This is a genomic window from Candidatus Binataceae bacterium (genome assembly GCA_035500095.1).
In the GTDB taxonomy this organism is placed as follows: Bacteria; Desulfobacterota; Binatia; order Binatales; family Binataceae; genus JAKAVN01.
Window position 1 is genome coordinate 24,638 of record DATJXN010000044.1, and the last position, 23,913, is coordinate 48,550.

The 23,913-nt window shown below is 64.3% G+C and carries 19 protein-coding genes; 6 read left to right on the top strand and 13 right to left on the bottom strand.

Features of this window, described 5'->3' with window-relative positions:
• Positions 1 to 144: 144 nt before the first annotated feature.
• The 6 genes from VMI09_05120 to VMI09_05145 form a co-directional block, all read right to left on the bottom strand.
• Positions 145 to 843: a rhomboid family intramembrane serine protease gene (locus VMI09_05120; GenBank protein ID HTQ24056.1), complete on the bottom strand. Its 699-nt coding sequence runs from the start codon at positions 841 to 843 to the stop codon at positions 145 to 147.
• A 42-nt stretch (positions 844 to 885) separates the two neighbouring features.
• On the bottom strand, positions 886 to 1,566 hold the full coding sequence (locus tag VMI09_05125) for a nitroreductase family protein (protein HTQ24057.1): 681 nt from the start codon (positions 1,564 to 1,566) through the stop codon (positions 886 to 888).
• A 109-nt stretch (positions 1,567 to 1,675) separates the two neighbouring features.
• A complete protein-coding gene (locus VMI09_05130; GenBank protein HTQ24058.1) occupies positions 1,676 to 2,323 on the bottom strand; it encodes a response regulator transcription factor in 648 nt (215 codons plus the stop codon).
• Between the two features lie 11 nt (positions 2,324 to 2,334).
• Positions 2,335 to 3,903, bottom strand: coding sequence for an ATP-binding protein (locus tag VMI09_05135; protein HTQ24059.1), 1,569 nt, complete (start codon positions 3,901 to 3,903; stop codon positions 2,335 to 2,337).
• Between the two features lie 146 nt (positions 3,904 to 4,049).
• Positions 4,050 to 6,827, bottom strand: a complete 2,778-nt coding sequence (locus VMI09_05140) for a UPF0182 family protein (protein ID HTQ24060.1) — start codon at positions 6,825 to 6,827, stop codon at positions 4,050 to 4,052.
• A gap of 18 nt (positions 6,828 to 6,845) precedes the next feature.
• Positions 6,846 to 7,130 carry a hypothetical protein gene (locus VMI09_05145; GenBank protein HTQ24061.1) on the bottom strand — a complete coding sequence of 95 codons (285 nt, stop codon included), beginning with the start codon at positions 7,128 to 7,130 and terminating at the stop codon, positions 6,846 to 6,848.
• Positions 7,131 to 7,310: 180 nt separating this feature from the next.
• Here VMI09_05145 and VMI09_05150 point away from each other — a divergent pair, with 180 nt between their 5' ends.
• From VMI09_05150 to VMI09_05160, 3 genes are read left to right on the top strand one after another with little or no spacing between them, the layout of a single operon-like run.
• Positions 7,311 to 9,041 carry a thiamine pyrophosphate-binding protein gene (locus VMI09_05150; GenBank protein HTQ24062.1) on the top strand — a complete coding sequence of 577 codons (1,731 nt, stop codon included), beginning with the start codon at positions 7,311 to 7,313 and terminating at the stop codon, positions 9,039 to 9,041.
• 13 nt (positions 9,042 to 9,054) lie between these two features.
• The gene (locus VMI09_05155) at positions 9,055 to 10,344 is read left to right on the top strand and encodes an AMP-binding protein (protein HTQ24063.1); all 1,290 of its coding nucleotides are present in this window, start codon (positions 9,055 to 9,057) and stop codon (positions 10,342 to 10,344) included.
• Positions 10,341 to 11,204, top strand: coding sequence for an SDR family oxidoreductase (locus tag VMI09_05160; GenBank protein ID HTQ24064.1), 864 nt, complete (start codon positions 10,341 to 10,343; stop codon positions 11,202 to 11,204). The genes VMI09_05155 and VMI09_05160 overlap by 4 nt, the downstream gene beginning before the upstream one ends.
• A gap of 3 nt (positions 11,205 to 11,207) precedes the next feature.
• Here the strand turns inward: VMI09_05160 and VMI09_05165 are convergent, their stop codons facing one another.
• From VMI09_05165 to VMI09_05180, 4 genes are all read right to left on the bottom strand, one after another.
• Entirely contained in the window at positions 11,208 to 11,768 is a 561-nt protein-coding gene (locus tag VMI09_05165) for a carboxymuconolactone decarboxylase family protein (GenBank protein HTQ24065.1), read from the bottom strand.
• Positions 11,769 to 11,931: 163 nt separating this feature from the next.
• Entirely contained in the window at positions 11,932 to 12,564 is a 633-nt protein-coding gene (locus VMI09_05170; GenBank protein HTQ24066.1) for a DedA family protein, read from the bottom strand.
• Between the two features lie 157 nt (positions 12,565 to 12,721).
• Positions 12,722 to 14,098: a DUF945 family protein gene (locus VMI09_05175; protein ID HTQ24067.1), complete on the bottom strand. Its 1,377-nt coding sequence runs from the start codon at positions 14,096 to 14,098 to the stop codon at positions 12,722 to 12,724.
• On the bottom strand, positions 14,098 to 15,489 hold the full coding sequence (locus tag VMI09_05180) for a hypothetical protein (GenBank protein HTQ24068.1): 1,392 nt from the start codon (positions 15,487 to 15,489) through the stop codon (positions 14,098 to 14,100). Before VMI09_05180 ends, VMI09_05175 begins: the two co-directional genes overlap by 1 nt.
• A 411-nt stretch (positions 15,490 to 15,900) precedes the next feature.
• On the opposite strand from VMI09_05180, the gene VMI09_05185 reads away from it, so the two are divergent.
• The 3 genes from VMI09_05185 to VMI09_05195 all read left to right on the top strand — a co-directional run bounded on the left by VMI09_05185 (position 15,901) and on the right by VMI09_05195 (position 18,726).
• The gene (locus VMI09_05185; protein HTQ24069.1) at positions 15,901 to 16,674 is read left to right on the top strand and encodes a dienelactone hydrolase family protein; all 774 of its coding nucleotides are present in this window, start codon (positions 15,901 to 15,903) and stop codon (positions 16,672 to 16,674) included.
• Positions 16,675 to 16,716: 42 nt separating this feature from the next.
• On the top strand, positions 16,717 to 18,090 hold the full coding sequence (locus tag VMI09_05190; GenBank protein ID HTQ24070.1) for an amidase: 1,374 nt from the start codon (positions 16,717 to 16,719) through the stop codon (positions 18,088 to 18,090).
• Between the two features lie 240 nt (positions 18,091 to 18,330).
• Positions 18,331 to 18,726: a DUF1801 domain-containing protein gene (locus VMI09_05195; GenBank protein HTQ24071.1), complete on the top strand. Its 396-nt coding sequence runs from the start codon at positions 18,331 to 18,333 to the stop codon at positions 18,724 to 18,726.
• A gap of 161 nt (positions 18,727 to 18,887) precedes the next feature.
• Here VMI09_05195 and VMI09_05200 read toward each other — a convergent pair whose 3' ends face one another.
• From VMI09_05200 to VMI09_05210, 3 genes are all read right to left on the bottom strand, one after another.
• Positions 18,888 to 20,318, bottom strand: a complete 1,431-nt coding sequence (locus VMI09_05200) for a SpoVR family protein (protein HTQ24072.1) — start codon at positions 20,316 to 20,318, stop codon at positions 18,888 to 18,890.
• Between the two features lie 50 nt (positions 20,319 to 20,368).
• The gene (gene yhbH, locus VMI09_05205; GenBank protein ID HTQ24073.1) at positions 20,369 to 21,628 is read right to left on the bottom strand and encodes a sporulation protein YhbH; all 1,260 of its coding nucleotides are present in this window, start codon (positions 21,626 to 21,628) and stop codon (positions 20,369 to 20,371) included.
• Positions 21,629 to 21,729: 101 nt separating this feature from the next.
• The gene (locus tag VMI09_05210; protein ID HTQ24074.1) at positions 21,730 to 23,664 is read right to left on the bottom strand and encodes a hypothetical protein; all 1,935 of its coding nucleotides are present in this window, start codon (positions 23,662 to 23,664) and stop codon (positions 21,730 to 21,732) included.
• Positions 23,665 to 23,913 lie beyond the last annotated feature (249 nt).

Here is a 23,913-nt window from a genome sequence, read left to right on the forward strand (position 1 = left end):
TTTCCGCTCGAACCGCCCCGCGCAACCGGAAATCAAGTATCGGCGATGCGGCGGCAGGGGACAAGTGGACGCGGCGCGAATATCGCACAAACCCTGAAAGACTTTGCACACTATCAACAAATGAAAGGCACGAACGAAGAAGGACTAACGCCGCGCGACGCGCCCGCGCTCGGGCGGCCGCACCGCTATCGGTCCCGCGCCGACGCCGAACAAAAAACCGCCGATGTGCGCCCACCATGCCACGCCGCCCATCATTGAAGGCGCCGCGCCGCTCGCGATCCCCGAATAGAGTTGCGCGGCGAACCAGACGATCAGATAAAGCACCGCGGGAACGCGCAGGAAGAAGGGCGGAAAGAAAGTCAGGATGCTCCCGCGCGGATAGAGAATGAAATAGGCGCCAAGGATCCCCGCGATCGCGCCGCTCGCCCCAATCACCGGCACCATCGACTGCGGCGCCATCACCACCGTCGCTGCGGCCGAGGCGATGCCGCTCAGGAGGTAGAAGGACAGGTAATGCGACGCCCCGGTCCGCTCCTCGACCGCGGGGCCGAAGATGAACAGGTAGAGCATGTTACCTGCAACATGGCCCACGCTGCCGTGGATGAACATCGAGGTAAGAACCGTAAACGGCGGCCATAGCCGGCCGTGCGCTCCGAACAGCACCGCGCCATGCAGATGCGCGCGGGCTATCAGCGCCGGCACCATCGCGTAGCGCGTGACAAACCCCTCCGCCCGCGGGCCGAGCGACAGCTCGTACGCGAACGCGGCGACGTTGGCCGCGATGAGCAGCGTGTTGACCGGGCTCAGCCGATGGCGTGCAACATTGTCGCGCAGCGGGATCATCGCGGCGCCCGCATCAACCCCCGCCCCTGCGCCGCCGAGCGGCTAGCCGGGCCAGGGCTTCCCGTAAGTGTCGAGGCAGGCGACCTCGTTTACGGGCCGGCGGCGGACGGGTCCGATCTTGTCGAGCGGATAACCGATCGGCATCAGCGCGAAGGTCGCGACTTCGGGCGGCAGGGCAACGATCGCTTTGACCTCTTCCTCAAAGAAGGCGTGAATCGTGGTCAGAACCGTGCTCAGACCGAAGGCGCGGCACGCCAGGATGATGTTCTGGACGGCGGGATAGATGCTGGCGCCTTGGGTGCGCGCGGCTTTCGCCATCGCGGCCTGCACCTCCGGGCTGAGCGTGGCCGCTCCCGAGCCGGCCGGCGCAGATCTAAGGCAGGCGAGCAACAGCACCGGCGCCTCGTGCATGTGCTCGAACAGGTAGACCACCGAACTCCAGAAACGCTTGTACTGCTCGTCGGTGAAATGGCTCGCGCGCGGACGCTCGGCGTAGAGCGCGGTCAGGATCTTCGACGCCTTGTGATAGATCGCGCCAAGCTGGCGGCGCTTCTCCGCGTCCTTGACCACGATGAACACCCAGGACTGCGCGTTGCTGCCCGACGGCGCGCGAATCGCCGCGTCGAGCACCTTGGTCATGATCTCATCGGGCACCGGGTCGGGCTTGAAGCGCCTGAGCGCGCGCGCCGAGTACATCGCCTCGAACAATCCAATTTCCGCCATCGCCGTAATCAGGCTCCTTTCGCCCCAACCAGGGCCGGGCTTCCCCAATTATCACGGAGCGCGGCGAAAAATCGAACCGGCGGCGGCGTCCTAGTCGGCGCGAATCAACTTATGTTTGATCGCGTAACGCACGATTGCGGCCGTCGATTTGGCCTTGAGCTTCTGTTTGAGGTTGTCGCGATGGACCTGCGCGGTCTTGGGGCTGATTCCCAGCCGCGCCAGCGATGTCCTTGCTGGTTGCGCCCTCGCCGATCAGGCTTAAGACCTCGCGCTCGCGCCGGGTGAGCTTTACTGCGGCGCCGGGCCCACCGCGGGGCACCGCTTTGCGCGCGCTTTTTAGACGCGCGAGAACGGCGGGCGCAGCCGCGGTGCTCAGATACCGCCGGCCCGAGACAACCGCGCGCAGCGCGCTCAGCAACTCGGCGGCGGCGTCGGTCTTGACCAGGTAGCCGGCCGCGCCGGCGTCGACCATCGCTTCGACCACGTACTCCTCGTCGTCGTGCTGGCTGAGGATTACGACCCGGGAACTCGGCGCCTCCTTGGCCAGACGATGCGCCGCGTTGAGGCCGCCCACACCCGGCATCCCGAGGTCGAGCAGCACGATGTCGGGATGCGTGCGGGCGGCGAGCGCCAGCGCTTCCTCGCCGGTGGCCGCCTCGCCGACGACGTCGCACTCGCGTTCGAGCACGGACCGCAGTGCCTCGCGAAACAGGCGATGATCGTCGGCGATGAGGACGCGGGTGCGTTCGCTGCCCATCGCCACGATCGCTACTCCAGCGGAATCTCGGCCACCAGCCGGGTCATTCCGCGCCGCGACTCGATTCGCATCGCACCGCCAAGAAATTCCAGGCGCTCGGCAAGTCCGCCAAGGCCCATCCCGTCCGCGGCGCGCGTACCGGGTTCGATCCCGCGGCCGTTGTCGCTTACGGTAAGCCGGGCGACGCCGGTATCGCACGCCACGAGAACCTCGACCTGCGTGGCGCGGGCGTGCCGGACGACGTTGGCCAGCGCCTCGCGCGCGACCTGGTAGCACACCTGGGCGACGTTGGGCGGCAGGCGATTGGCCGCTGCCGCGCCCTTGAGCTTCGTCGCCATTCCGCCAGCGGTCAGAGAATCGAGCTCGGCACGGAGCGCAGCGCCGAGCGTGCGCTTGCCAATCTCCGCCGGGCGCAACTCGCGCAGCCGTACACTCAACTCTCCCTCCAGCCGCTCGAAGATGGCACGCGCTTCGTCGCGTCCGCCTTCGAGCGCAAGCCGCGCGGCGGCGAGCAGCTGGGCCTGGTCGTCGTGCAGGTCGCGCGCGATCCGCGCGCGCTCGGCTTCGACCGCGCCGAATAGCCGCGTGCCGAGCGCGCGCACCAGCTCGCCGAGACGCGCCGCGCGCTCGGCCGCGGCCCATCCAGCGGTCACCGGCCCAAGCCGGGCGGCCAGCGCCTCGGCGCGCTCGCGCGCGGCCGCCTCCAGCGGCCTCGCGCTCGCTAGCGCGACCGCGCCGCCCTCGAATGGGACGCAGAGATAGTCGGCGAAGCTCTTGAACAGGAGGTCCTCGCCCCACGCGCCGGCGCGCCGGGCGCTGGCGCTGCGGACGACCGTCGTGCGCCGGCGTATCGCGTCGCTGAGCGCGCTCCTGGCGTCAGCGATGAGCGCGGCACCAAGCGAACGCGTCGAGGCGGCGGCGACACGCGGCGGCACGGCGGCGCCTTCGCTCACCGCGACGATCCATGCGGCGAAGGGTCCCGCTGCCGCAAAGAGCCGACCGAGACCGGTCCATCGCTGGCGGGGCGCAAACTTGAGCGCGGTCGCGACTGCGCGCTCGACGCGTCCGCTGTCGCCGCGCTCGCGCCGCGCCGCCGCGCGCTCGGCGGCGAGCCGCTCGGTCGCGGTGGCGGCGCGGTCACGCCAGAACCACAGCGAGGCGGCTTCTTCGCTGAGCTCGATTTCGGCGAGCGCGTGGCGCCGGACCAGATCGAGCAACGCTTCGCTGTGCGACGGCGGAACGCCGTGAGGCACCAGCATCACGATGCTGGCCTGGGCGGTGGGCGAGGCCGATGACGACACGCCGTAGGCTTCGAGACGGTTGTGCACCGGAAGCGCGCGGCCGCATCGGAGCTCGACCTCGGCGGCGCTCATCCGCAGGCTTGCACCGCCGGACGCGTCGCGGCCGCGTCCGTCGGCGGCCCCCGTGCGCGAGAGCATCCCCAGGATAGCCCACAGCGCCGGTTCCCATCCGGGATTGGCGGGCGCGTAGGCGGCGCCGCTGTCGGTTGCGCGCTGCCAGGAGATGAGGCACGCGCCACCGCCGGCCGCGGCCGGCGCCAGCACCGCAAGGGCATTCATCCTGCCTGCCAGTGAGTCGGCAGGCGCCGCGTATGCCGATACGCCGGCCTCAGTGCGGCTCAGCACAGATCGGTCGGTCACTCTCGCTCTCCCCTGCGGCGCGCGATCGCACTCACTGACTAATGCTTGTCATGCACGCCGAATGACTAATGATGACCCGAGTCGGCGGGCTGACCGAGCTGCGCACCAAGTTGCTGCATCTCGCTGCCGAACTGGGCCCAGTCGCCGGTCTTGAGCGCCGCAAGCGCGCGATTGTAGTGCATGCTGGCGCCCGTCAAGTCGCCTTTGGCGACGGGCGGCGGGTTGGCCGCGCCGGTGGCGATCGGCGCGGTGAGCGTTTGCGGCGTGACGGCCGCGACGGTCGGGGCCTCGATTCCGGGCGGCGCGGTGAAGAGCACGTTCAGCGTGCTTTCGAGGTCGTGCCCCATTACGATCCGGTCGCTGTAAGCGGCGATCACGCGCTGCAATTCCGGAAGCTGGCCGTTTTCCGCGCGGATATAGAGCGGTTCCACGTAGAGCAGCGCGTCCTCGATCGGGAAGACCAGCAGGTTGCCCAGAATGACCTTGGAGCCCATCTGGTTCCATAATGAGTATTGCTGCGAGATATCGGGATTCTGGTTGATGCGCGCCTGGATCTGGTAGGGGCCATAAAACAGGCGGTCCTTGGAGAAGGCGAATTCGAACAGATGGCCGTAGTCGGCGCCATCGCATCGCGCGCCCAGCCAAGAAATCATGTTGTCGCGCACGGTGCCGCGGCTTTCCGGCACCATCGGCAGCATCAGTATGTATTCGTCATGGGTCTCTCCTGGGAGCCGCATGATTACATAGTAGGGCTGCATAGGAACGGTCTCGCCGGCATAGTTTTCGCGCGGGAAACCCCATTGGTCCTCGCGATTATAGAATACGACCGGGTCGGTCATGTGATAGGTGCGATAGATATCGGCCTGGATCAGAAAGTAGTCTTCAGGATAGCGGATGTGCTGACGCAGATCGTCGGGCATCGCCGAGAGCGGCTTGAACATCGCGGGAAAAATCGACTGCCAGGTTCGAATGACCGGATCGGCGGGGTCGGCGATGTAGAAATCGGTGGTGCCGTTGTATGCATCGACCACTACCTTGACCGAATTGCGGATATAGTTGATTCCCTCTGAGTTGCGCTGCGAGTATGGGAAATGATCGCTGGTGGTGTAGCAGTCCAGAATCCATACCAGATGGCCGTCGTGCAGCACCAGGTAGGGGTCGCGGTCCTGGCCCAGAAACGGCGCGAGCCGCGCCACGCGGTCGCTGATGTTGCGCCGGAGCATGATACGGCTGCCGTCGGTGATGTTGCGGGTCACCAGCAGGTTGAGGTCGCGGAAGAAGTAACTGAACAAGAGGCGCCGGATCAGCCCGCTGACCGCCACGCCGCCCGTGCCCTTGTAGAATGAATAGACATTGTCGGCGCCCAGCGGATAGTCAAATTCGGGAGTCGCCGCCTTGACGATCGCGTAACTATCCTGTTCCTGGCCAAAATAGATGGCGGGCTGCGGCACCTTGAAGCCGACATTCGATTCCGCCGGGATGTTCTTGATGTAAAAGACCGGCAAGCCTTCGCTGTCCTTGGCGTTGACCGGGCTCATCGTCAGCCCGCTGCCATGGGTGAACTTGAGATGGCGGTTGACCCAGGTTTGCGCGTTCTCCGGCAGCAGCGCGATATTGAGTTCGCGCGGCGCGAGCATCACCTCGGTGTACTTGCCGTCGATCCAGTAGCGGTCGATATCGACGTCCTGAAAATCGTAGTAGAGCCGGATTTCCTGCAACTGACGGTACGTCGCGAGCAGCGGACGCGGGTCCCACAGCCGGATGTTATTGACGGTGGGCGCGTCCTGCTCCAGCGAAGCCTGGGTGAGCTTTCCCTTGCCGTTGAACTGGCGCACGTCGACGCTGTCCAGATGGTATGCCATCCGGGTCAACGCGATGTTGCGTTCGAGGTAGGGCTTCTCGACGCGCAGTTCGTCGGGTTTGACGTAGAGCTTTTCGATTGCCGGCTGGATCAGATTGAGGAAGACCGCCGGGCCGAACAGCACTATCGCCGCGACCACCGGCAGCCTCAACCCCCGCTGCCTCACGTTGGCCAGGCAGACCACCGCGCCGACCAGCGAGAGCGCGACCAGCAGCCACAGCCCCGGTTCCCAGAGCACGAGATCGACGTAGCGCAGGCCGTAAACCACCCCGTTTGTGTGCAGCAGGAGTTCGGGCCGCGCCAGCCAATAGTTCATCGCGCGCTGCAGGAAAAAGACCGCGAACAGCACGGAGAAGTGCGCGGCCGCGGCGCCCGAAATGCGCGGGGGCGAATCGCGGAAGTCCAGCGCTCCGCGCGCCCAGTAAATCATTCCCGTCGCGACCGCGGTCAGGAACAGGATCAGCATGAACAAGTCCCGCCAGTCCTCGAGCAGCGGCAGGGTAAAGACGTAGAACGCGAGATCTTTGCCGAAGGCCGGATCGGTGCGGCCAAAAGACGCAGCGTGGAAACCTTTGAGGTAGGTGTCCCACGACGATGCCTCGCCCGAGGCTGCGAACAGGCCGAGCAGGGCCGCGGCGCCGACCACCAGCAGGCGCCAGGGAATACGGTCGCCGAGCGCGCGGATCAGCTCGGGAAGATTGACCTCGGTCATTTCTTCGGAGCGGCGGACGATATGAAGCCGCTCGCGCTCCTGGCTCCAATGCAAAGCGGCGAACCCGCTTGCGCATATTGCGACGAAGGCGACGAGCCATACCGCGGAGAAAATCGCGACCTGCGCGCCGAGCTGGGTCAGGAAGACAGAGCGGTAACCGAGCGCGCCGAACCAGAGTAGATCGACCAGCAACTCGTCGGCGAGTCCCAGGACGATCAGAACGAGAATGATGAGCGCGGCAAGACCGAACAGGATAATCCGCGGTCGCATCTATATGGGCTCCCGGCGCTAGGCGCCGCGCGCGACGTCGCTTACGTGCTCGCGCACCACGTCGGGCGGGCACAGCCAGATGAAGATTTTGAGGCAGATGAAACCAACGAGGAGCCAGTCGAGTTCGCCGATCACCGGGATGAAATCGAACTCGAGCAGCGGCGGAGAGATCAGGGCGAGCACCCCCATAAACGGTACTGCCTTGGCCAGAGCGGAGACCCGCGCGTCGTGCATCAGGCGCCAGAACACGCGGACGAACTGGGGCAGAAACATTATCAGCCCGCGCATCTGCAGCGGGCCCATCAATTGCATTCTGAGAAGTCGGCTAAACACTGCTGTGTTCTTTTTATACTCCACCAGGGGCTCCGGCCCAAGGCCGCCCATTGCCAGACGCCGGGTGCCCGAGCCGGCCGACGCATCGCGTGGGAGCGCAGAGCGTCAATCTGCTAGAGTTATACGCGGGACAGACAGGAGGGCGAGCGGGTGAAGCGGCATATGTCGATGGGCGATTTTCTGGTCGCCTACCTGCACAAGATCGGTACTACTCACGTCTTTGGAATCCCGGGAGACCTCGCGCTGAAGCTCTTTTTCGCGCTGGGCCGCCGCGAAGGGCCGCAAATCATGACCTTTTCGCATGAGCCGGGCGTCGGGTTCGCGGCCGACGGCTATGCCCGCGCCACCGGCAAAATCGGCGTCATTTGCGTGACTTACGGCGCCGGCGGCCACAACATGGTCAACCCGGTAGCCGGCTCTTTTTCCGAGCGCGTGCCCCTGCTGATCCTCTCCGGCGGGCCCGGCGAGGAGGAGCGCAAGCTGGGCACGCTGATTCATCATCAGGCGCGCGAAATCGAATCCCAGCATCGCATCTACCAGGAAGTCACCTGCGCCTCGGCCGTGCTGACCGACCCCCGCCGCGCCGCGCGACAACTGCATGACGTGGTTCGCGCCATCTGGGCCGAGCAGCGCCCCGGCTACATCGAGATCCATCGCGACATGGTCGACCGCGAGATCGAGGTGCCCGAAGAGCTGCTGGACTGGGACGGCCATCTGCGCTTCCAGGAATCCGATGCGCGCCGGCTCGAAGAGGCTGCGCGAGAGACCGCAGCGCTGTTCAACGAAAGCCGCAAGCCCGTGCTGATCGCGGGCATCGAGATCCATCGCTACAAGGCCTCGCGCGAGTTGGTCGATCTGGCCGAGCAGATGGGCGCGCCGGTGCTGACTACGGTGCTCGGCAAGGGCGCCTTCCCGATGGACCATCCGCTGTACATGGGCGTCCACGTCGGGCCGATAAGTCCCGCGCCGATCGTTGCGCGGATGGACGAGGCAGACTTCGTGCTGAACCTCGGATGCCTTAAGACCGACATGAACTTCGGCAATCGCCCGCCCGAGATCATCGAGGGCAAGTCGGTATGGGCGGTGGACCGGCGGGTCGATGTCAAGTACCACACCTATATGGATGTCGCCGTGCGCGATTTCGTGCGCGCGCTGCGCAAGCAGAATATCCGCCGCCACGAGGAGACCGTGCGCTACGCCGACAACCTGCGCGAGGCGATCGGCGGCGCGAACGGCGGCGGCGCGGCGCTTAAGGTTGGCGAGATTTTGATGCTGGTCAACGAGTTTCTCGCCGCGCACAAGCGCTACATGGTGGTGGCCGAGTCGGGCGACATGCTGTTCGGCGGCCTCGACGTGCGCGTGCCGCATGGCGGAACCTACCTGGCGCAGGGATTTTACGCTTCGATGGGATTTGCGGTGCCGGCCGCGCTCGGCGCGCAGATCGGGGCGGGGCCGCGTCCGCTCGTGCTCTGCGGCGACGGGGGTTTTCAGATGACCGGTCCGGAAATTTCGCACGCGCCCATCTTCGGCGCCAATCCGATCGTGATCGTGATCAACAATGGCGGATGGGGCATCTTTCGGCCGGTCGCGAGCGAGCGCCGCGACCTGCTCGACATACCGGCGTGGCCGTACGCGCGGCTGGGCGAGGCCTGGGGCGGCGCGGGCTTCGAGGTAAGCAACCCGGCGGAACTGCGGAGCGCGCTTGAGGCGGCGCATCGCGGCCCCGGCTTCGCGATTATCGACGCGAGGATCGGCCGCGACGATCTGTCGCCCGTCACGGTGAAATATATCCAGGCGGCTGCGGAGCGTTCCAAGGCGCCGCCCGCCGAACGCCGCATCGGCGGCGGGCATCACGGCCGCGCCCGCGCCGATCGAGGCTGATCTGTCGCCGCCGATGAGCGAGCACGAGAATTCAGACCGTGATTTTCGCTGGGAGGTCCCAGAGCACTTCAATTTCGGCGCAGCGATCGACGCCCTCGGCGCCGAGCCCGGCCGCCCCGCTATCCTGACCGAGGACCAGGACGGCAATCGCTCGCGCCTGTGCTTCGCCGACATTCGCGAACAGTCCGGCCGTATCGCCAACGTGCTGGCGGGCCTCGGCGTCAGGTCGGGTGCACCGGTGATCGTCGCGCTGCCGCGCATCGCGCTGCGGCAGGCGGCGTGCGTGGGCGCGCTCAAGGCCGGCGCGATCGTGATTCCTGTCGGCGCCGCGCTGCGCGACAAGGATCTGATCCAGCGCGCAAATCATTGCGGGGCGGTCGCGATCGTCGCGGCGGTCGAGCACGCGGAGCTCATCGGCGATCTGCGCAAGCAGTGTCCCTCGCTCAAGCACTTCATAATTGCGGGCAGTCCGCGAAGCGGATGGCTCGGTCTGCGCGATTCGATGGCGAAGGCGTCGGCTGTATTTTCTCCCGTGCAGACGCATTCGAGCGATCCGGCGGTTTGCCTCTACACCTCCGGCGCCGCCCATGAACTCAGGGCGGTGCTGCACAGCCACGCCTATGTCTTCAGTCAGCGCCAGATTGCGAGCCGATGGCTCGACGTGCGGCCGGGCGAACTGCACTGGTGCACGGCGGACACGGGAGCGACTACGGGATGCGGCCAGCTGTTCGGCCCGTGGATGAACGGGGCTACGGCCTTCATGTACAAGGGAAGTCTCGAGCCGCGAAAGCAGATGGAGTTGCTCGCGCGCTATCCAATCGCAACCCTGTGCGCGACGCCCGTGCAATATCTGCAGTTGTTGCAGGACGGCCTCTCATCGCTGAAGCCCGCGGCGCTTCGTCATTGCACCGCCGCCGGCGAGCCGCTCAATGCGGAACTGGTCGAAGCCTGGCGCGATCGTTTCGGACTCACTATCCACGAGGGCTACGGACAGGCCGAGACGTCGATCGTCGCCGCCAATCTGCCGGGGATGGAAGTCAAGGCGGGTTCGATGGGGCGGCCGCTTCCCGGCATCGACGTTCGCGTGCTCGGCGCCGATAACGAGGAGACGGGCGACGTCGAAGTCGGCGAAATCGCGATCCGGATGAGTCCCGAACGGCCGCCGTCGCTGCTGCTCGAGTATTGGAAGAATCCCGAGGCGAATGCGGCGGCGTTTAGCGCCGGCTACTACCTGACCGGCGACCTCGCCGCGCGCGACAGCGACGGCTATTTGTGGTTTACCGGCCGCGCGCAGCGCGATTGAATCGGGGCAAACTCGCACAGATGCCGAGCGGCCAACCAACAGCGGAACTCGCGGGCAAAACCGCGATCGTCACCGGCGGCGGCCGCGGACTGGGACGCGCGATGGCGCTGGGGCTCGCGCGCGCCGGGGCCAACGTCGTGATTACGGCCGTGCGCGGGCGGCGCGAAATCCAGTCGGTCGCGGATGAAGCCAGGGCCGCAAAGTCCGGCGTCGTACGCGCATTGACGGCGGACGTTACCAGCGAGGAAGACTGCCGGTCCGCGGTGGGCGAAGCGCTCCGCGAGTTCGGCGCCATTCACATCCTGGTGAACAACGCCGGACGCGGGATGCGCTTTGTCAGCGAAACCTTCCTCGAGGCCCCGACCAGGTTCTGGCAGACCGATCCGGCCGTGTGGCGGATGATCGTCGATACCAACGTGAACGGGCCGTTCCTGATGGCGCGCGCGGCCGCGCCGCACATGATAAGGCAGCGTTGGGGGCGTATCGTCAACATCTCGATGAACTACGAGACGATGCGCCGCGCAGGGTTTTCGCCGTACGGGCCTTCCAAGGCTGCGCTCGAGGCGGAAACCCTGATCTGGGCGCAGGATCTGGCGGAAACCGGCGTGACCGTCAATGCGCTGCTGCCCGGCGGAGCGACCGATACCGGGATGGTCCCGGCTGACGTTGCTCCGCAGATCCGCAAACGTCTGCTCCGTGCCGAGATCGTCGTTCCGCCGCTCCTGTGGCTCGCCTCGGAGGTGTCCGGTGGCGTTACCGGCGCGCGCTTTGTCGCGAGCCTCTGGGATTCCTCGCTGCCGCTCGCCGAAGCCGCGCAAGGGGCGTGCAGCACGGAAGGCGCGATCGTCCCGGCATCGTGAAGCTCAGGATTTAAGCGGGCCGCGTTCCAGCATATTGAGCTTGCCGGCGAAGTCCTCGAGGTCGACCTCGGTGGTTTCGAGCATCCGCGCCACCATCCCCCAGAATCCGATCGAGAGGATCAACTCGACGAGTTCCGTGGTGCCGAGATGTTTGTTTAGCGCCTCGAGCGTCTGCTTGCGCCCTTTGACGTTGCGCGTGACCTCGTCGGTAAGCGTGAGCACCAGGCGTTGGACTTCGTCGAAGCACTTCGCGCTTTCCCAATGTTCCATCGCCGCGATCTGCTCGTCGGTGACGCCGCAGGCTTTGGCGATCGGCAGGTGCTGGGTCCATTCGTAAATCGAGCCGGTGAGCTTGGCGGTGCGCAGGATCGCGATCTCGCGCAGCTTGCCGTTGAGTTTCGCGCGGGTCAGCAGCGAGTGGCCCAGACGCGAGAAATTCTGGAACACCGCGTCGCTGCTGTTGGCGATCATCCGCGCGACGTTCATCTTGCGCGGCGTATTGCCGAGGATCTCGCGGGTCTTGTCGGAAGCTTTCGATTCGTCGACGTAGGGTAAGAGCGCCATTGCGCAGGCTCCTGTGATGCGGTTGCCGCGTGCCGCGTGCGGATGGGCGAAGACGCGGACAGGGTCAAACCGCGGCTACGAAAAGACTAATCCGCGCGCATTCGGCGATGCAAACCGCCGGCGCGCCCGCCATCGGCGCACCGGGGCCGGCCCGGCGTTCCACTCAGGCCTGTGCGTCGGGGCCGGACGCAGCCTGATGCGTCCACCAGTGAATAAGGTAAGCGGCAAGGGCTATCAGTAGCGCGCCGAGCGCGATCCATCGCGCGCCCCAATGGACGAACCTGGCCGCGCGCCACACCTCGTCGCCTACCAGGTAGCCGATCGTCACCATCAGCGAGCACCAGATGAATGCGCCCATCACGTTCCATCCGAGAAAGCGCCAAAACGGCATCCCGGCCGCTCCCGCCATCGGCCCGGCCAGAAAGCGCGCGCCCGCGATGAAGCGCGCCATGAAGACCGCCTTGCTGCCGTGCTGATCGAAGAATACGCGCAATTGCGCGATACGCCGGCGCACCAAAGCGAATCTCGCGGCGAGGCGCTCGAGCAGACGCTGGCCGCCCGTGCGTCCGATTATGAAGCCGCAGCAGTCGCCGGTCACCGCGCTCGCCACCGCTACCGCGTACACCCATTCGAGATCGAGAATGCCGTGCGAGCCGAGAAAGCCGGCCGTAAGCAACACGCTCTCCTCGGGCACCGGAACGCCCAAGTTGCCCACGAAGACGAAAGCAAAGATGCCGAGATAACCCCACGCTGCGAGCAGGTCGGAGAGTTCGGCGGGATTGGTGATATGATGCATCGGCGGATTTGATTTTCGCGGGCCGCGCCATCCTCCCGGATCGTTCAAGCTTGCCCGAATCGATCGGCCAAGGTAAGTGGCCGCGGCCGCGCGCTGTTGGCTGGCGACGCAAACTCGAGCGGGCGGACGCGGGCCGCGCCGCGCGGGCGATGGGCGGTTAGCTGCTACGGCTTGTCAGGTTGGGACGCGACGGCGGCGCCGGGAGTTTCATCTCATGCCCGTTGACCAGCCATCCACCATCCTTGAAGGCCGCGCGGCAAACGTAATTTGCCCCGTCGCGGATCAGGATGCCGCTTTGTTCGAGTTGCTTGAGTTGTTCCGGCCGCGTGACCTGCGCGAGCAAGCCGGCCGGGGCGACCAGTTCGGCCGAAGCGCGTCCGTACTTGTTCCAGGCCTGCGCCAGCAGCCCGCGGCCTTGGGAAAGCAGATTATTGAGCATCGGATCGTTAGCAAGGTCGGGGGAGATTCCGAACGCGGCTTTACCCCGCGCCTCGCCGGCGGCGCTCGCAGCGTGAAGATCGATCGACAGAATCGGCGATTCCTTGATCGCCGCGACGAACAGTTCGAGGATTTGCCGCTTCACTATGGGCGATTGCTGCGTCTGCAGGCCGGGCGCGGACGGCGGAAGCGACGACAGCACATTGAAGAAACGTTCGATCGCATCCACCGGCAGGTTGCTGAATTCGAACCCGAGGCTCATCGCGCTAAGCCTTACCGCGCCCGCCTCGATAGTCCCGACCGACAGCGTGTCGCGCACGTTCAAATGGCCTGCGCCGATTCGGCTTTGCCCCGCGAGTGCAATGTCGTTGATGAGTCCGCTCGCTGAGGGCCGTGCGCCGGCGGCGACGGTGCTGTAGTTCACACGCGAGATTTTGAGCACCTTATCGCCGAGCCAGAGCCCGCTCGGATGGCGATGGGACTTGCCGCGGATCGTAAGGCCGGCAACCCCGGCTTCGCCGAATGCGCCGGCGGCCGTCACGCCCGGAGCGTCGCCGCGGATCACGTAGGCATCCTTGGACAGATGCATTTCCATGTCGAAGCCGTCGAACCTGGCGGTGAACTTCTGCGCCGCATCGGAGCGCACGGTCGCTGCCCGCGAAACGTAGGTATCCAACGTGCCGTCCATCTCGACCACCGTCGAGATATAGATCGGTGCTTCGCCGAAGAACCTGTCGAGGTTGTTCTGCATCGTGGGAGGCGGTTCGGTATCGACCACCGCCGCGACCGGAAACACAACATGCCATCCGTTGTAGAATCCGAGCGGCCCGTGATGCACGTGCTGGACGAAGGTGATCGCGCCGCGACCGGCCGTCACGCTGACGACGGCTTGGGAGGAGAACCATCCGCGCCGGTAGGATTCGAGCCTGAAGGCGCGGCTGGTGGTGCCGAGTTGAGCGACCGAGTCGCGATAGACGCGCTCGGCATGGGCGCCGAACAGCGCGGGAACTACGATCGCAGCGGCGAGGCAGGCGGCGGCGACGAGATACGCGGTGCGCGCCGCTGCTCGAGCGCTGCCTGTGCGGGAGGCGAACATCAGGGCCGTGGGCGATCAGCCGTAGCCGGTCCGAACAAGCAGCGCCGGTTCAAGCGGCCGGTCGCCGGCCTCAAATCCCGGTTTGCGGCCGAGCGATTCCTGGACCGCCGATCGTCACAGCGCCTTGAACCTGCCGCCGATGACCCTGAACGACACACTCTCGCCGTTGCGACCTCCGAGGTGACAGCGTTGCGGACCTGCGGAATGTCCTCAGTTATATAAACCTTGAGCGCTGCGGTGTCGGGCGTGTTTCCTCCGCCAATCCCGACCGCGACCACTCCGTTCTGGTTGAGCAGATTCCGCGCGTGAGCTTCCTTGACGCTGCGCACGTGTTCGATTGAAGCGCGCAGCGCTTCGCTGATCGTGGCCGGCTGACGGGTTGCGCTGTCGATTTGCCGCTCGATCGGGGATGCCGTACACGTTTTCCCCACCAGCGAAACCCCGAACTGTTTGAGGACGGTCTTGATCGGATTGACCGCCACCACGACGCCGCCCGAGTCGGCTGTTGTGCCCGAAGCGCCCGCGAACACCAGGCCGATCGCCTGCGGGCAGGTGAAGTCATTGGTGACGACCAGCGCTCCTGAATCTCCCGTACTCGCGAACGAGCAGGAAGTTGCACCTCCCGGCACTTCGCCGAAAATCAGAATCTGATGGTCGAAAAGCGCCTTGCCCGTCGCCGCGTTATTGCAGGTATTGCGATACACGACCAGGCCTGCCGCGTCCCATGCCTCCACCACGCCGAGAGTGAGGCAGCTTGAGCGCCCCATCTTCATGACCGGCAGACCGTCAATCAGACTGTCGAACGGAAACGGCGTGGTGCTGATCTGTCCGATGTTGAGGATTTCACCTGAAGTGTTGATACCCGGCACCATCGGACCGGCCGGGCCTTGCGGCGCCTGAACAACCCTCGCGATCGCCGCATCGAGCTGGTTTTCGCCTCCCGAGAAATTGATCGGCGCCCACGCCGAAAGTCGCGCGACGGTGTCGCTCGAATCCTGCCAGCAGCCCAGTTCCTCAAGACCCGGCTGGACGATCCGCTCCCTCACGACGGCGGATGCGGTCGCACTGCTGGTGCGCGCCAGCACGTGATTGCTGCCTAGAACAAACTGAGTGCTACTGCTGTTCTGAACGAGAGCGCCAAAAGTTCCGGAACAACAACTGATTCCACCCGTCTTCGAGGGTGCGGTCACGCTCCGGTAATTGCCGCCCGAAACGCCGAGAAACGACGGCGGCGTTTCAGCGCCGGTCGTGCATTCCGTCTGCGAATTGTCAGGTAACGTATTGATCGCGCACGACGGAACCGGGGTAGCCGCAGGGGTCGGCGTTGCCTGAGCGTTGGCCGTTAGTCTGCCCACCAGCACGCTGAGCAGCGCCACAGAACCGATCCGCATAGTGAACGCTTTTTCACGAGACTCTCCTCCCCGCACCGCTCCCGAGAAAAGGAGCGCGAAAGTCCATCAGTTGGCCTAATGTAGCGCATCAGGTGGTGCATTACTATCAGATTAGGCGCGAGAAAGATATGGTTTGCTTCTAATCAGCATTCCAACCATTTGGATTATCGAAGATGATGGCTTTGGTAAATTTAAAATGTATTAACAAAACATTGCCTTAGATTCGGTTGCTCGTTTCTTCAAGCTATTACATATAAGCGTCAGCCAAGGATTGGATTTTGCCCTGCGCCCGGATCGACCATGAGCCCGGCTTCAAGCGCTCGCGGCGTTTACTAACACCGAATCCCTAAAATGCGCTATTAGGTAAAAACGCGCGCGGCGGAGTTCGTCGATTCAAAGGAGGAACGCATCATGGCGCTGGCAGGACAAGTAACCAATCCCGATCGCCTGGAGGGCCGTGACGTCAGCTTCAAGAGCGATGGCGCCGACATCGGCGCCTACCTGGTACGCCCGCGCGAGCCGGGCTCCTATCCAGGCATAATCGTGATTCACGAGGCATGGGGCGTAATCGAGCATATCCGCGACGTGGCTCGTCGCTTCGCCAGTCTCGGCTATATCGTGCTCGCGCCGAACCTCTACACTCGCGTCGGCGCGCCGAAGACCGACGACCCGATGAACATCGTGCTCAGCCGGATGCTTGCGTTGCCCGACGCACAACTAGTGCGCGACCTCGACAAGGCCGCCGACCTGCTCGCCGCGCAGCCCGGGATGACCGGCAAGATCGGCTGCGTGGGATTCTGCATGGGCGGCCGCACTACGCTGCTTTATGCGTGCAGCAGCAACCGGCTGAGCGCGGCGATCGATTGCTGGGGCGGAGGAATCACCGCCGACGCGTCCCCGGCAACGCCGGAGCGCCCGACGCCGATCGTCGATCTGGCGCCGCGGCTCTCCTGTCCGCTCTATGCGCCCTGCGGCGAGGAGGACGCCAGCCCGTCGCCCGCCCAGGTTGACGTGTTGCGCCAGCGGCTGCAGCAGACCGGCAAGGCCTTCACCATCGACATGTTCAAGAACGCCGGGCACGCGTTCTTCGCCGACTATCGGCCGAGTTACCGCGAGAAGGCGGCCTTCGAGCTGTGGCCCAAGATGGCGGCGTTTTTCGACACCCATCTTAAGGGCAAGAAGTAGCGCCAAACGTCCGCAAGGGACCGAAGCTAAAGGCGACCGCGCATGGACGCGACGGCAGAGCCCTCGGCGCTCACGCTCACCGAGGCCGCACGGCTAATCCGCGAGCGCAAGCTCTCTCCTGTCGATCTGATCGACGCGGCGCTCGCGCGCATCGACAGACTCGACGGCGCCGTTCAGGCGTGGGCGGCGATCGATCGCGCACGGGCGCGCAGCGCGGCTGCCGAGCTAGATCGCGAGGCGCGCGACGGGCGCCTTCGCGGACCGCTCCATGGCGTGCCGGTCGGAATCAAGGACATCTTCTATACCGCCGGCCTCGTGACCGAGGGCGGATCGAAATCACTCGCCGGTTTCGTTCCCGACTACGACGCCGAGGCGGTGGTGCGGCTAAAGCGCGCCGGCGCGATCGTCCTGGGCAAGCTCGCTACGACCGAATTCGCGCTTCTGGATCCGGCGCCGACGCGCAACCCGTGGAACCTCGAGCACACGCCCGGAGGCTCCAGCAGCGGCTCGGCGGCTGCGGTGGCGGCGCGGATGTGCCATGCGGCGATCGGCTCGCAAACCATCGGCTCGACCATCCGCCCCGCCGCGTACTGCGGCATCGTCGGGATGAAACCCGGTTATGGACGGGTGAGCCGCTACGGGATGCTCGCGCTCGCGCCGAGCCTCGATCATGTCGGGATCTTCGCGCGATCGGTCGCCGATGCGGCGGCGATGCTGGATGCGATGGCCGGAAATGACCCGCGTGACCCTGCAAGCCTCGCCGTTGCAACCGACGACTATATACACGCAGCCGCCCAGCCGCCGACGCAGCCGCTCAGAATCGCGCTGATGCCGAAGGCGTTCGACGATCGTGCGGCCGAAGAGACGCGCTCGGCGGTCGCCGCCACGGTCGCGAAGCTCGCCGATGCGGGTGCGCGGATCGAAACCATCGAGCCGCCGGAAAGCTTCGCCTATCTCGCCGCGAACACGATGCTCGAGCTGACGGCAGAGGCCGCCCAGGTCCATCGCGAGCGCTTCGCCGAGAAGAAGGACCTGTACGGACCGCGCATTCGCGAGTTCGTCGAGCGCGGCCTCGAGACGCCGGCTTGGGAATATATTCGCGCGCTCGACGTCCAGCGGCGCTTTCGCCGCGAGATAGACCTGGCGCTCGCGCGCTTCGACGTGATCCTGGCGCCGGCCACGCCGGCGCCCGCTCCGGCCGGGGTCGGCTCGACCGGCGACCCCTCGTTCAATTTGCCGTGGAGCGCAAGCGGTCATCCGGTGATCGCGCTACCCTGCGGGCTCGCGCCTTCGGGCTTGCCGATATCGATCCAGCTTACCGGCGCGGCGCTCGAAGAGGGTCGTTTGCTGGGTGTCGCGCGCTGGTGCGAGGAAGTCCTGGCCTTCCGCGCGCTGCCGCCCGCCGCGCCGCTCTAGTGTGGTGTCCTGGAAATAAGTTTCATCCTAGGATCTCGAGGCTGCCATTCCGAGCGCGGCGAGGAATCCCGGCTTCCACGAAAAGCTGAATAAAGATCGGAAATTCCTCGGTCGCTGACTCCCTCGGAATGACAGCCTGACGTTCTTCCGGATATGCGGGTTATTTGCGGGACATCACACTAGGTCGTGCTTAACGAGACTTGCGTGTCAAAGCCCCGGGACGGACGAGAAAGGACGGGTATGAAGAAGAGCGGGACGCAGAAAGCCAATTCTCCTTCTCAGTTGATAGACGCGAGAATCAAGGAGCTGGGCGACTGGCGAGGCCAGATGCTCAGCCGGCTCCGTACCTTGGTCAGGGAAGCCGATCCCGAAGTCGTCGAGGAATGGAAGTGGAGAGGGGTTCCGGTATGGTCGCATGACGGATTGATCTGCACCGGCGAGACCTACAAGAACGTCGTGAAGATGACCTTCGCCAAAGGGGCTGCTCTGGAGGATCCTTCAGGCCTCTTCAACGCCAGTCTTGACGGGAACACCAGGCGTGCCATCGACTTTCACGAGGGCGAGAAGATAGACGAGAAGGCATTGAAGGCTCTCGTTCGCGCCGCCGTGACCTTGAACAAGTCCGGAGCCAAATGAAATGACGTGCGGCTGAGGGGAATGAGACCCCATCGATTCCGCGGCATCGATGGAAAGGCGGCGCTTTCGCGCCATGGAGTTTTTCAGGCCGGGTTCACGCGTCAACTGTTGAACGGCGCCTGAATCGTTACCGAAGAGGAACTGTCGCGGCGGCGGCGGCGCTACTTCAGCGCGCGCATCGAGAACCCGCGTTCGTTGTAGCAGAGCAGCGAACGCTTTCCCTGCAGCGTGGTCTCGATCACGACCTCGCGGCCCCACAGCCGCCCCACGTACGCGAGGGTCTTTTCCGCGTACTCGAGCTGAAGGTCGCGGCCATCGTGGGCGTGCTTGAGGTAGAGCGTGCGGTTCTGGCCGAAGTCGGCGTCCTCGACCTTTATCACCGGGATCGAGCTTGCGCCGACGTTGCGGATGAGCGTTTCCTTGACTTCGCGCCAGCCTTCCTCGTCGGAGACCTTGTCCACCACCAAATCGTCGCCGCGCGCCTCGTACTTGAAGAGATCCATCTCGCGCATCAGCTCTTCGGTCAGGAAGCGGCGCAGGAAGGAGCTGTCGCGCTCGGATTCGCGCACCTCGAAGATCTTGGCGTCGCCGCTCCTGGTAGGCGGGCCGTCGCGCTTGATTTCCTCGCGCGTTGGATTCGTCTGGCGGCGGTGGATGTCCTCCCAGACTTTGAAGCCGAGGAAGTAAGGATTGATCTGGCCGGGAATCGGGCGGACGACCTGATTGTGGCGCACGATGAATTCCAGATGCAGGCCCTGGTCCAGGTTCAGCGATTCCAGGATTCGCTTGTGCCAGTAACTCGCCCATCCCTCGTTCATGATCTTGGTCTCGAGCATCGGCAGGAAGTACTTCGCTTCCTCGTCGACGATCGTAAGCAGATCCCTTTCCCACTCGGCAAGGAACGGGTTGTGGTCGCGGATGAAGAGCAGCAGGTCCTCGTCGGGCTCGACCGGCACCTTGCGGATGTCGGGTTCGTGAACTTCGGCGCGGGCGTGGATGCGATGAAAGGGATCGGCCTTGGGATGCGCGGCCTCCACCAGCCGCTCGAGCTGCTCGGCGTGAGTGAGCTTGCGGATTGCCAGATTGCGCCGGCACTGCCAGCTTAGCGCGTGCGCGGCGTCCAGCACGTGTTCGACCTTCTCGACGCCGATCGAGGGGTCCTCGGTGTAGCGGCGCACGCGCAACGCGTGCGTCTTGAACAGCTCAATCGTCAGCGACGCGCGCGTGGTGCGATAGGTAAAATTGTTCTTGAAGAAATCGTTATGGCCGTAAACGTGCGCGATGGTCAGGATCTGGAGCAGCAGGGTGTTGTCGCGCATCAGGTAGGCGAGCGCCGGGTCCGAGTTGATTACCATCTCGTAGGGCAGGCCGCTCACCCCGTGATCGTACAGCGTCTTGAGCTTCTCGTAGGACTTGCCGTACGACCAGTGCGGGTAATGCGAGGGCATCCCCGAATACGCCATGTACCCAAGCATCCCGAAGTGGTCGCACAGCTCGAACTCCTGCGTGTAGCAATCGAGCCCGAACTCGGCCACCTTGTCGCGGATGCGCGCGTCCCATTCGACCAGGTCCTTGAGTTCGTAATTCGCCATCGCCGAGTCCGATCCGAAGTTGTTTTTTCGATCCGGATTATCGATCCGGACTATTCCTTAATCCGGTCTTTGGCGAGAAAGGCCTTGAAGGAGGGCCAGATGTCCTCCTTGCGCTCGATCAGCACCGAGTGAAAATTGGCTGCTTCCAGCCGCCGGAATACGTTAAGCATCGACGATTCGTAGTAGCGCGAGCCGAGCGGCTTGATCTCGCCGTAGCCGAACAGGTTGCACACATCCGACAGCTCCTTGGCCGCCTTCAGCGCCGCCGGATTGTCGGAATCGAAGTTGTCGCCGTCCGAGCAGTGGAAGGCGTAGATGTTCCACAGCGACGGATGATAGCGCTCGTTGATGATCTCGAGCGCCTTCACGTAGCCAGACGAAATGAAGGTGCCGCCGGCCTCGCCCTTGTGGAAAAACTCCTCCTCGGTGACCTCGCGGGCTTCGGTGTGATGGGCGATGAAGACGATCTCGACGTTGCGGTAACGGGTCGCGATGAACTGGTAGAGCATGAAGAAGAAGCTCCGCGCGAGATACTTCTTCATCGTGTCCATCGAGCCCGACGTGTCCATGATGCACATCACGACCGCGTTGGACTCTTCCTTGGTGTCGGTCTCGACGTGGCGGTAGCGCAGGTCGTCCTGATGGAAGGGGAAACGGCGTTCGACCGCTTGACCGTCGGCGCCTCCGAGCGCGGCCTCGGTCTCGGCCTCGAGCTCCGGGTTCTCCTCGATCTCGAGCGCGCGCTCGGCCGCATGCCGATGGCGTGCGGCGAGAATCCGCATCACGCGCTGGCGCGCGGTGCGCCGCTTGTCGAGCCGGATGCGGATGCCGACGTGGCGATAGCCTTTGCGCTTGAACGCGCGATCGGACGGAATCTGGCGCAGCGCGCGCCGTTCGAGATTGGGCAGCTCGAGATCCTCGAACATGATCTCGATCAGTTCGTCCAGCGTGACGTCGGTTTCGTAGTAATCGATCCCGGGACGGTCGCCGGCCTGGCCATCGCCTTTGCCCTGGCCGTCCTTGCCGGTCTTGCCCACAACCTGGCCGGGGCGCGTGTCACCCTGGCCCTGTCCGGCGCCGGGCGCGTTCTCGCCGTAGATGAAGCGGTACTCCTTGATCCCGCGCAGCGGGACCTTGATTACGCGGTCGCGGTCTTTGCCGATAATCGATTCTTCGGCGATGATGTCGGCGATATTCTCGCGGATCGACTCGCGGACTTTCTGCCGATGGCGCGCGCGATCGCCGGCCGAACGATCGGAATGTTCCGCGTCGGAGCGGCTGTATTCGCGGAAGATGCTTTCAGGCGGCATTTTTGGGCGTCAGGTTCTGCTCATGTTGCGGCCCGGCGCACGCCGGACCCCGCTTTACGTTGATTCCTCGCGCCGCTTGGCTGTTTGCGTCGCGCGCACCTCTAATCTTTCCACAGATTGTTGGCCGCGTATTTGAGTACCACGTCCACGCACGATTCGCAGTAGCCGTTCTCGAGCAGATTGCGCACCATCGCGTTGTACTTATCGCCCTGCTCTTCGTCGCGCGTGCGGGCCTTGGTGATGATCCGCGAGATGTCGCGCACCGAGGTCATCAGCTTCTTTTCGATCGCTTCCTTGAGCGGCTCGTAGCTGCGGTAGCTGACCTTCTCGCCGCGCCGCGAGCTCGACCACAGGTAGGCGATCACCTCCTGGCGGAAGCCGTCGGCGGTCGAGCCGATGATCGCGATCTGCTCCTCGATCGATTTGAGAAAGCCCTCGTCTGGCGGCAGCTCTTCCTTGGTGTTGCGGTCGCGCACCTTGGTCTTGTTGACATAGGCCTCGGCGTGGTCGAGGTAGTTCTGGAACAGCGCTTCGGCCTGTTCCTGATAGGAGTAAACGAACGCCCGCGTGATCTCCTTCTCGAGCAGGTCGAGGTACTCCTTGTGCAGCGTGTCCTGGAGGAACTCGAGGTACTGCTTGCGGCTGTCGTCGGGCAGGTCGCCCTCCTTGACCATTCCGATCAGCGCCTCGCGCACGTTGATCGGATTGATGCAGTTGCCGCTGACGTTGTCGGAGAGCGCGTTGTCGAGCGCCTTCATGATGAAGCGGGTCGAGATTCCCGACATCCCTTCGCGCTTGGCGTCTTCCTTGAGCTCGGTCACGTCGATCTTCTTGGTCCGTCCCTTTTCGACCACCTCTTCGCCGTTGTACAAGCGCAGCTTGGTCATCAGGTCGCACTTCGAGGTCGGCTCCAGGCGCGACAGGATCGCGAACATCGAGGCCAGCTCGAGCGTGTGCGGCGCGACGTGGGCGCGGAAATCCGAGTTGCGGATGATCTTCTGGTAGATCTTCACTTCCTCGGACAGGCGCAGGTTGTAGGGCACCTTGATCACCACGATACGATCGAGGATCGCTTCGTTGGTGTGGTCGGCCTTGAACTTCTGCCACTCGGCTTCGTTGGAGTGGGCGAGGATGCAGGTGTCGACGTAAACCATGCCGTGGCGGCCTGGCGCCGGAATCACCTTCTCCTGCGTCGCCGTGATCATCGCGTGCAGGTACTCGGTCTCGTTCTTGAACACCTCGATGAACTCGACCAGTCCCCGGTTGCCGACGTTGAGCGCGCCGTTGAGCTCGAGCACGCGTGGGTCGCCTTCGGAATACTGGTCGAGCTTGGAGATATCCTCCGAGCCGATCAGCACGGAGGTGTCCTGGTTGTTGGGATCGACCGGAGGCACCACGCCGATTCCGATCCGGTTGCGCTTGGAGAAATTACGCGTCTCGATCGGAAATTCCTCGTAGCGCTGGCCGAATTCTTCCTTCAGGCGGTAGCGGCAAACGGGACACAGATCGCCCTCGATGTGCACCCCGAGCATCTTCTCGAACTCGCGCCGCAGATGGCGCGGGATCAGATGCAGCGGCTCTTCGTGCATCGGACAACCCTCGATCGCGTACACCGAGCTCGCCTGCTCGAGGCCGCGCTGCACGCGCTCGACCAGCGAACTCTTGCCCGAGCCGACCGGGCCCATCAGGTAGAGCACCTGCCGGCTCTCCTCGCCCTTGAGAGAGGCCGAATGAAAGTAACGCACGAGTTGTGCGATGGTGCGCTCGATACCGAAGAACTCGTCGGCGAAGAAGTGGTAGACCTTCACCGGCTCGTCCTTGTACAGGCGCTTCGTGCGCGGATCGTCGGAATCCTGGATGTTGTGCATCCCGGCGGAGATGATCAGGTCATAAACGCGCGCGTGGGATAGCTTGGTGAAGGTGGGGTCGGCCTTCACGACCTCCAGGTATTCGAGCAGGGTTCCACGCCACTGCTTCGATTCACGCGAGGCCCGGTCTTGCTTGATCACGCGCTCGAAATCGTTAACTGCGGTCATCAGCAGACTCCTTGTTAGAGCAGACACCTATGGAAATTTTGGGGTGAAAAAAGCGGAAAGGATGATCCTTGAGTAACCACACATCCTATTGACCTTGAGCATAACCGAACCTGCCGCTCGATCAATGCGCATGACGGATTAAAATCACCGCGCAGGCCCGGTTGTCCACAACAAACGTATTATCCGCCGTCGCACGCGTTTATGCGATAGCTGGATCCTGTAGCTGACGAAAGCCGCCCCAGTTCCCGC

Bases quoted from the DNA above. Each gene is read 5' to 3' on its own strand.
- VMI09_05120 (HTQ24056.1), bottom strand. From the start codon at position 843: ATGATCCCGCTGCGCGACAATGTTGCACGCCATCGGCTGAGCCCGGTC.
- VMI09_05125 (HTQ24057.1), bottom strand. From the start codon at position 1,566: ATGGCGGAAATTGGATTGTTCGAGGCGATGTACTCGGCGCGCGCGCTC.
- VMI09_05130 (HTQ24058.1), bottom strand. From the start codon at position 2,323: ATGGGCAGCGAACGCACCCGCGTCCTCATCGCCGACGATCATCGCCTG.
- VMI09_05135 (HTQ24059.1), bottom strand. From the start codon at position 3,903: ATGAATGCCCTTGCGGTGCTGGCGCCGGCCGCGGCCGGCGGTGGCGCG.
- VMI09_05140 (HTQ24060.1), bottom strand. From the start codon at position 6,827: ATGCGACCGCGGATTATCCTGTTCGGTCTTGCCGCGCTCATCATTCTC.
- VMI09_05145 (HTQ24061.1), bottom strand. From the start codon at position 7,130: ATGGGCCCGCTGCAGATGCGCGGGCTGATAATGTTTCTGCCCCAGTTC.
- VMI09_05155 (HTQ24063.1), top strand. From the start codon at position 9,055: ATGAGCGAGCACGAGAATTCAGACCGTGATTTTCGCTGGGAGGTCCCA.
- VMI09_05165 (HTQ24065.1), bottom strand. From the start codon at position 11,768: ATGGCGCTCTTACCCTACGTCGACGAATCGAAAGCTTCCGACAAGACC.
- VMI09_05170 (HTQ24066.1), bottom strand. From the start codon at position 12,564: ATGCATCATATCACCAATCCCGCCGAACTCTCCGACCTGCTCGCAGCG.
- VMI09_05175 (HTQ24067.1), bottom strand. From the start codon at position 14,098: ATGTTCGCCTCCCGCACAGGCAGCGCTCGAGCAGCGGCGCGCACCGCG.
- VMI09_05180 (HTQ24068.1), bottom strand. From the start codon at position 15,489: ATGCGGATCGGTTCTGTGGCGCTGCTCAGCGTGCTGGTGGGCAGACTA.
- VMI09_05185 (HTQ24069.1), top strand. From the start codon at position 15,901: ATGGCGCTGGCAGGACAAGTAACCAATCCCGATCGCCTGGAGGGCCGT.
- VMI09_05190 (HTQ24070.1), top strand. From the start codon at position 16,717: ATGGACGCGACGGCAGAGCCCTCGGCGCTCACGCTCACCGAGGCCGCA.
- VMI09_05195 (HTQ24071.1), top strand. From the start codon at position 18,331: ATGAAGAAGAGCGGGACGCAGAAAGCCAATTCTCCTTCTCAGTTGATA.
- VMI09_05200 (HTQ24072.1), bottom strand. From the start codon at position 20,318: ATGGCGAATTACGAACTCAAGGACCTGGTCGAATGGGACGCGCGCATC.
- yhbH (HTQ24073.1), bottom strand. From the start codon at position 21,628: ATGCCGCCTGAAAGCATCTTCCGCGAATACAGCCGCTCCGACGCGGAA.
- VMI09_05210 (HTQ24074.1), bottom strand. From the start codon at position 23,664: ATGACCGCAGTTAACGATTTCGAGCGCGTGATCAAGCAAGACCGGGCC.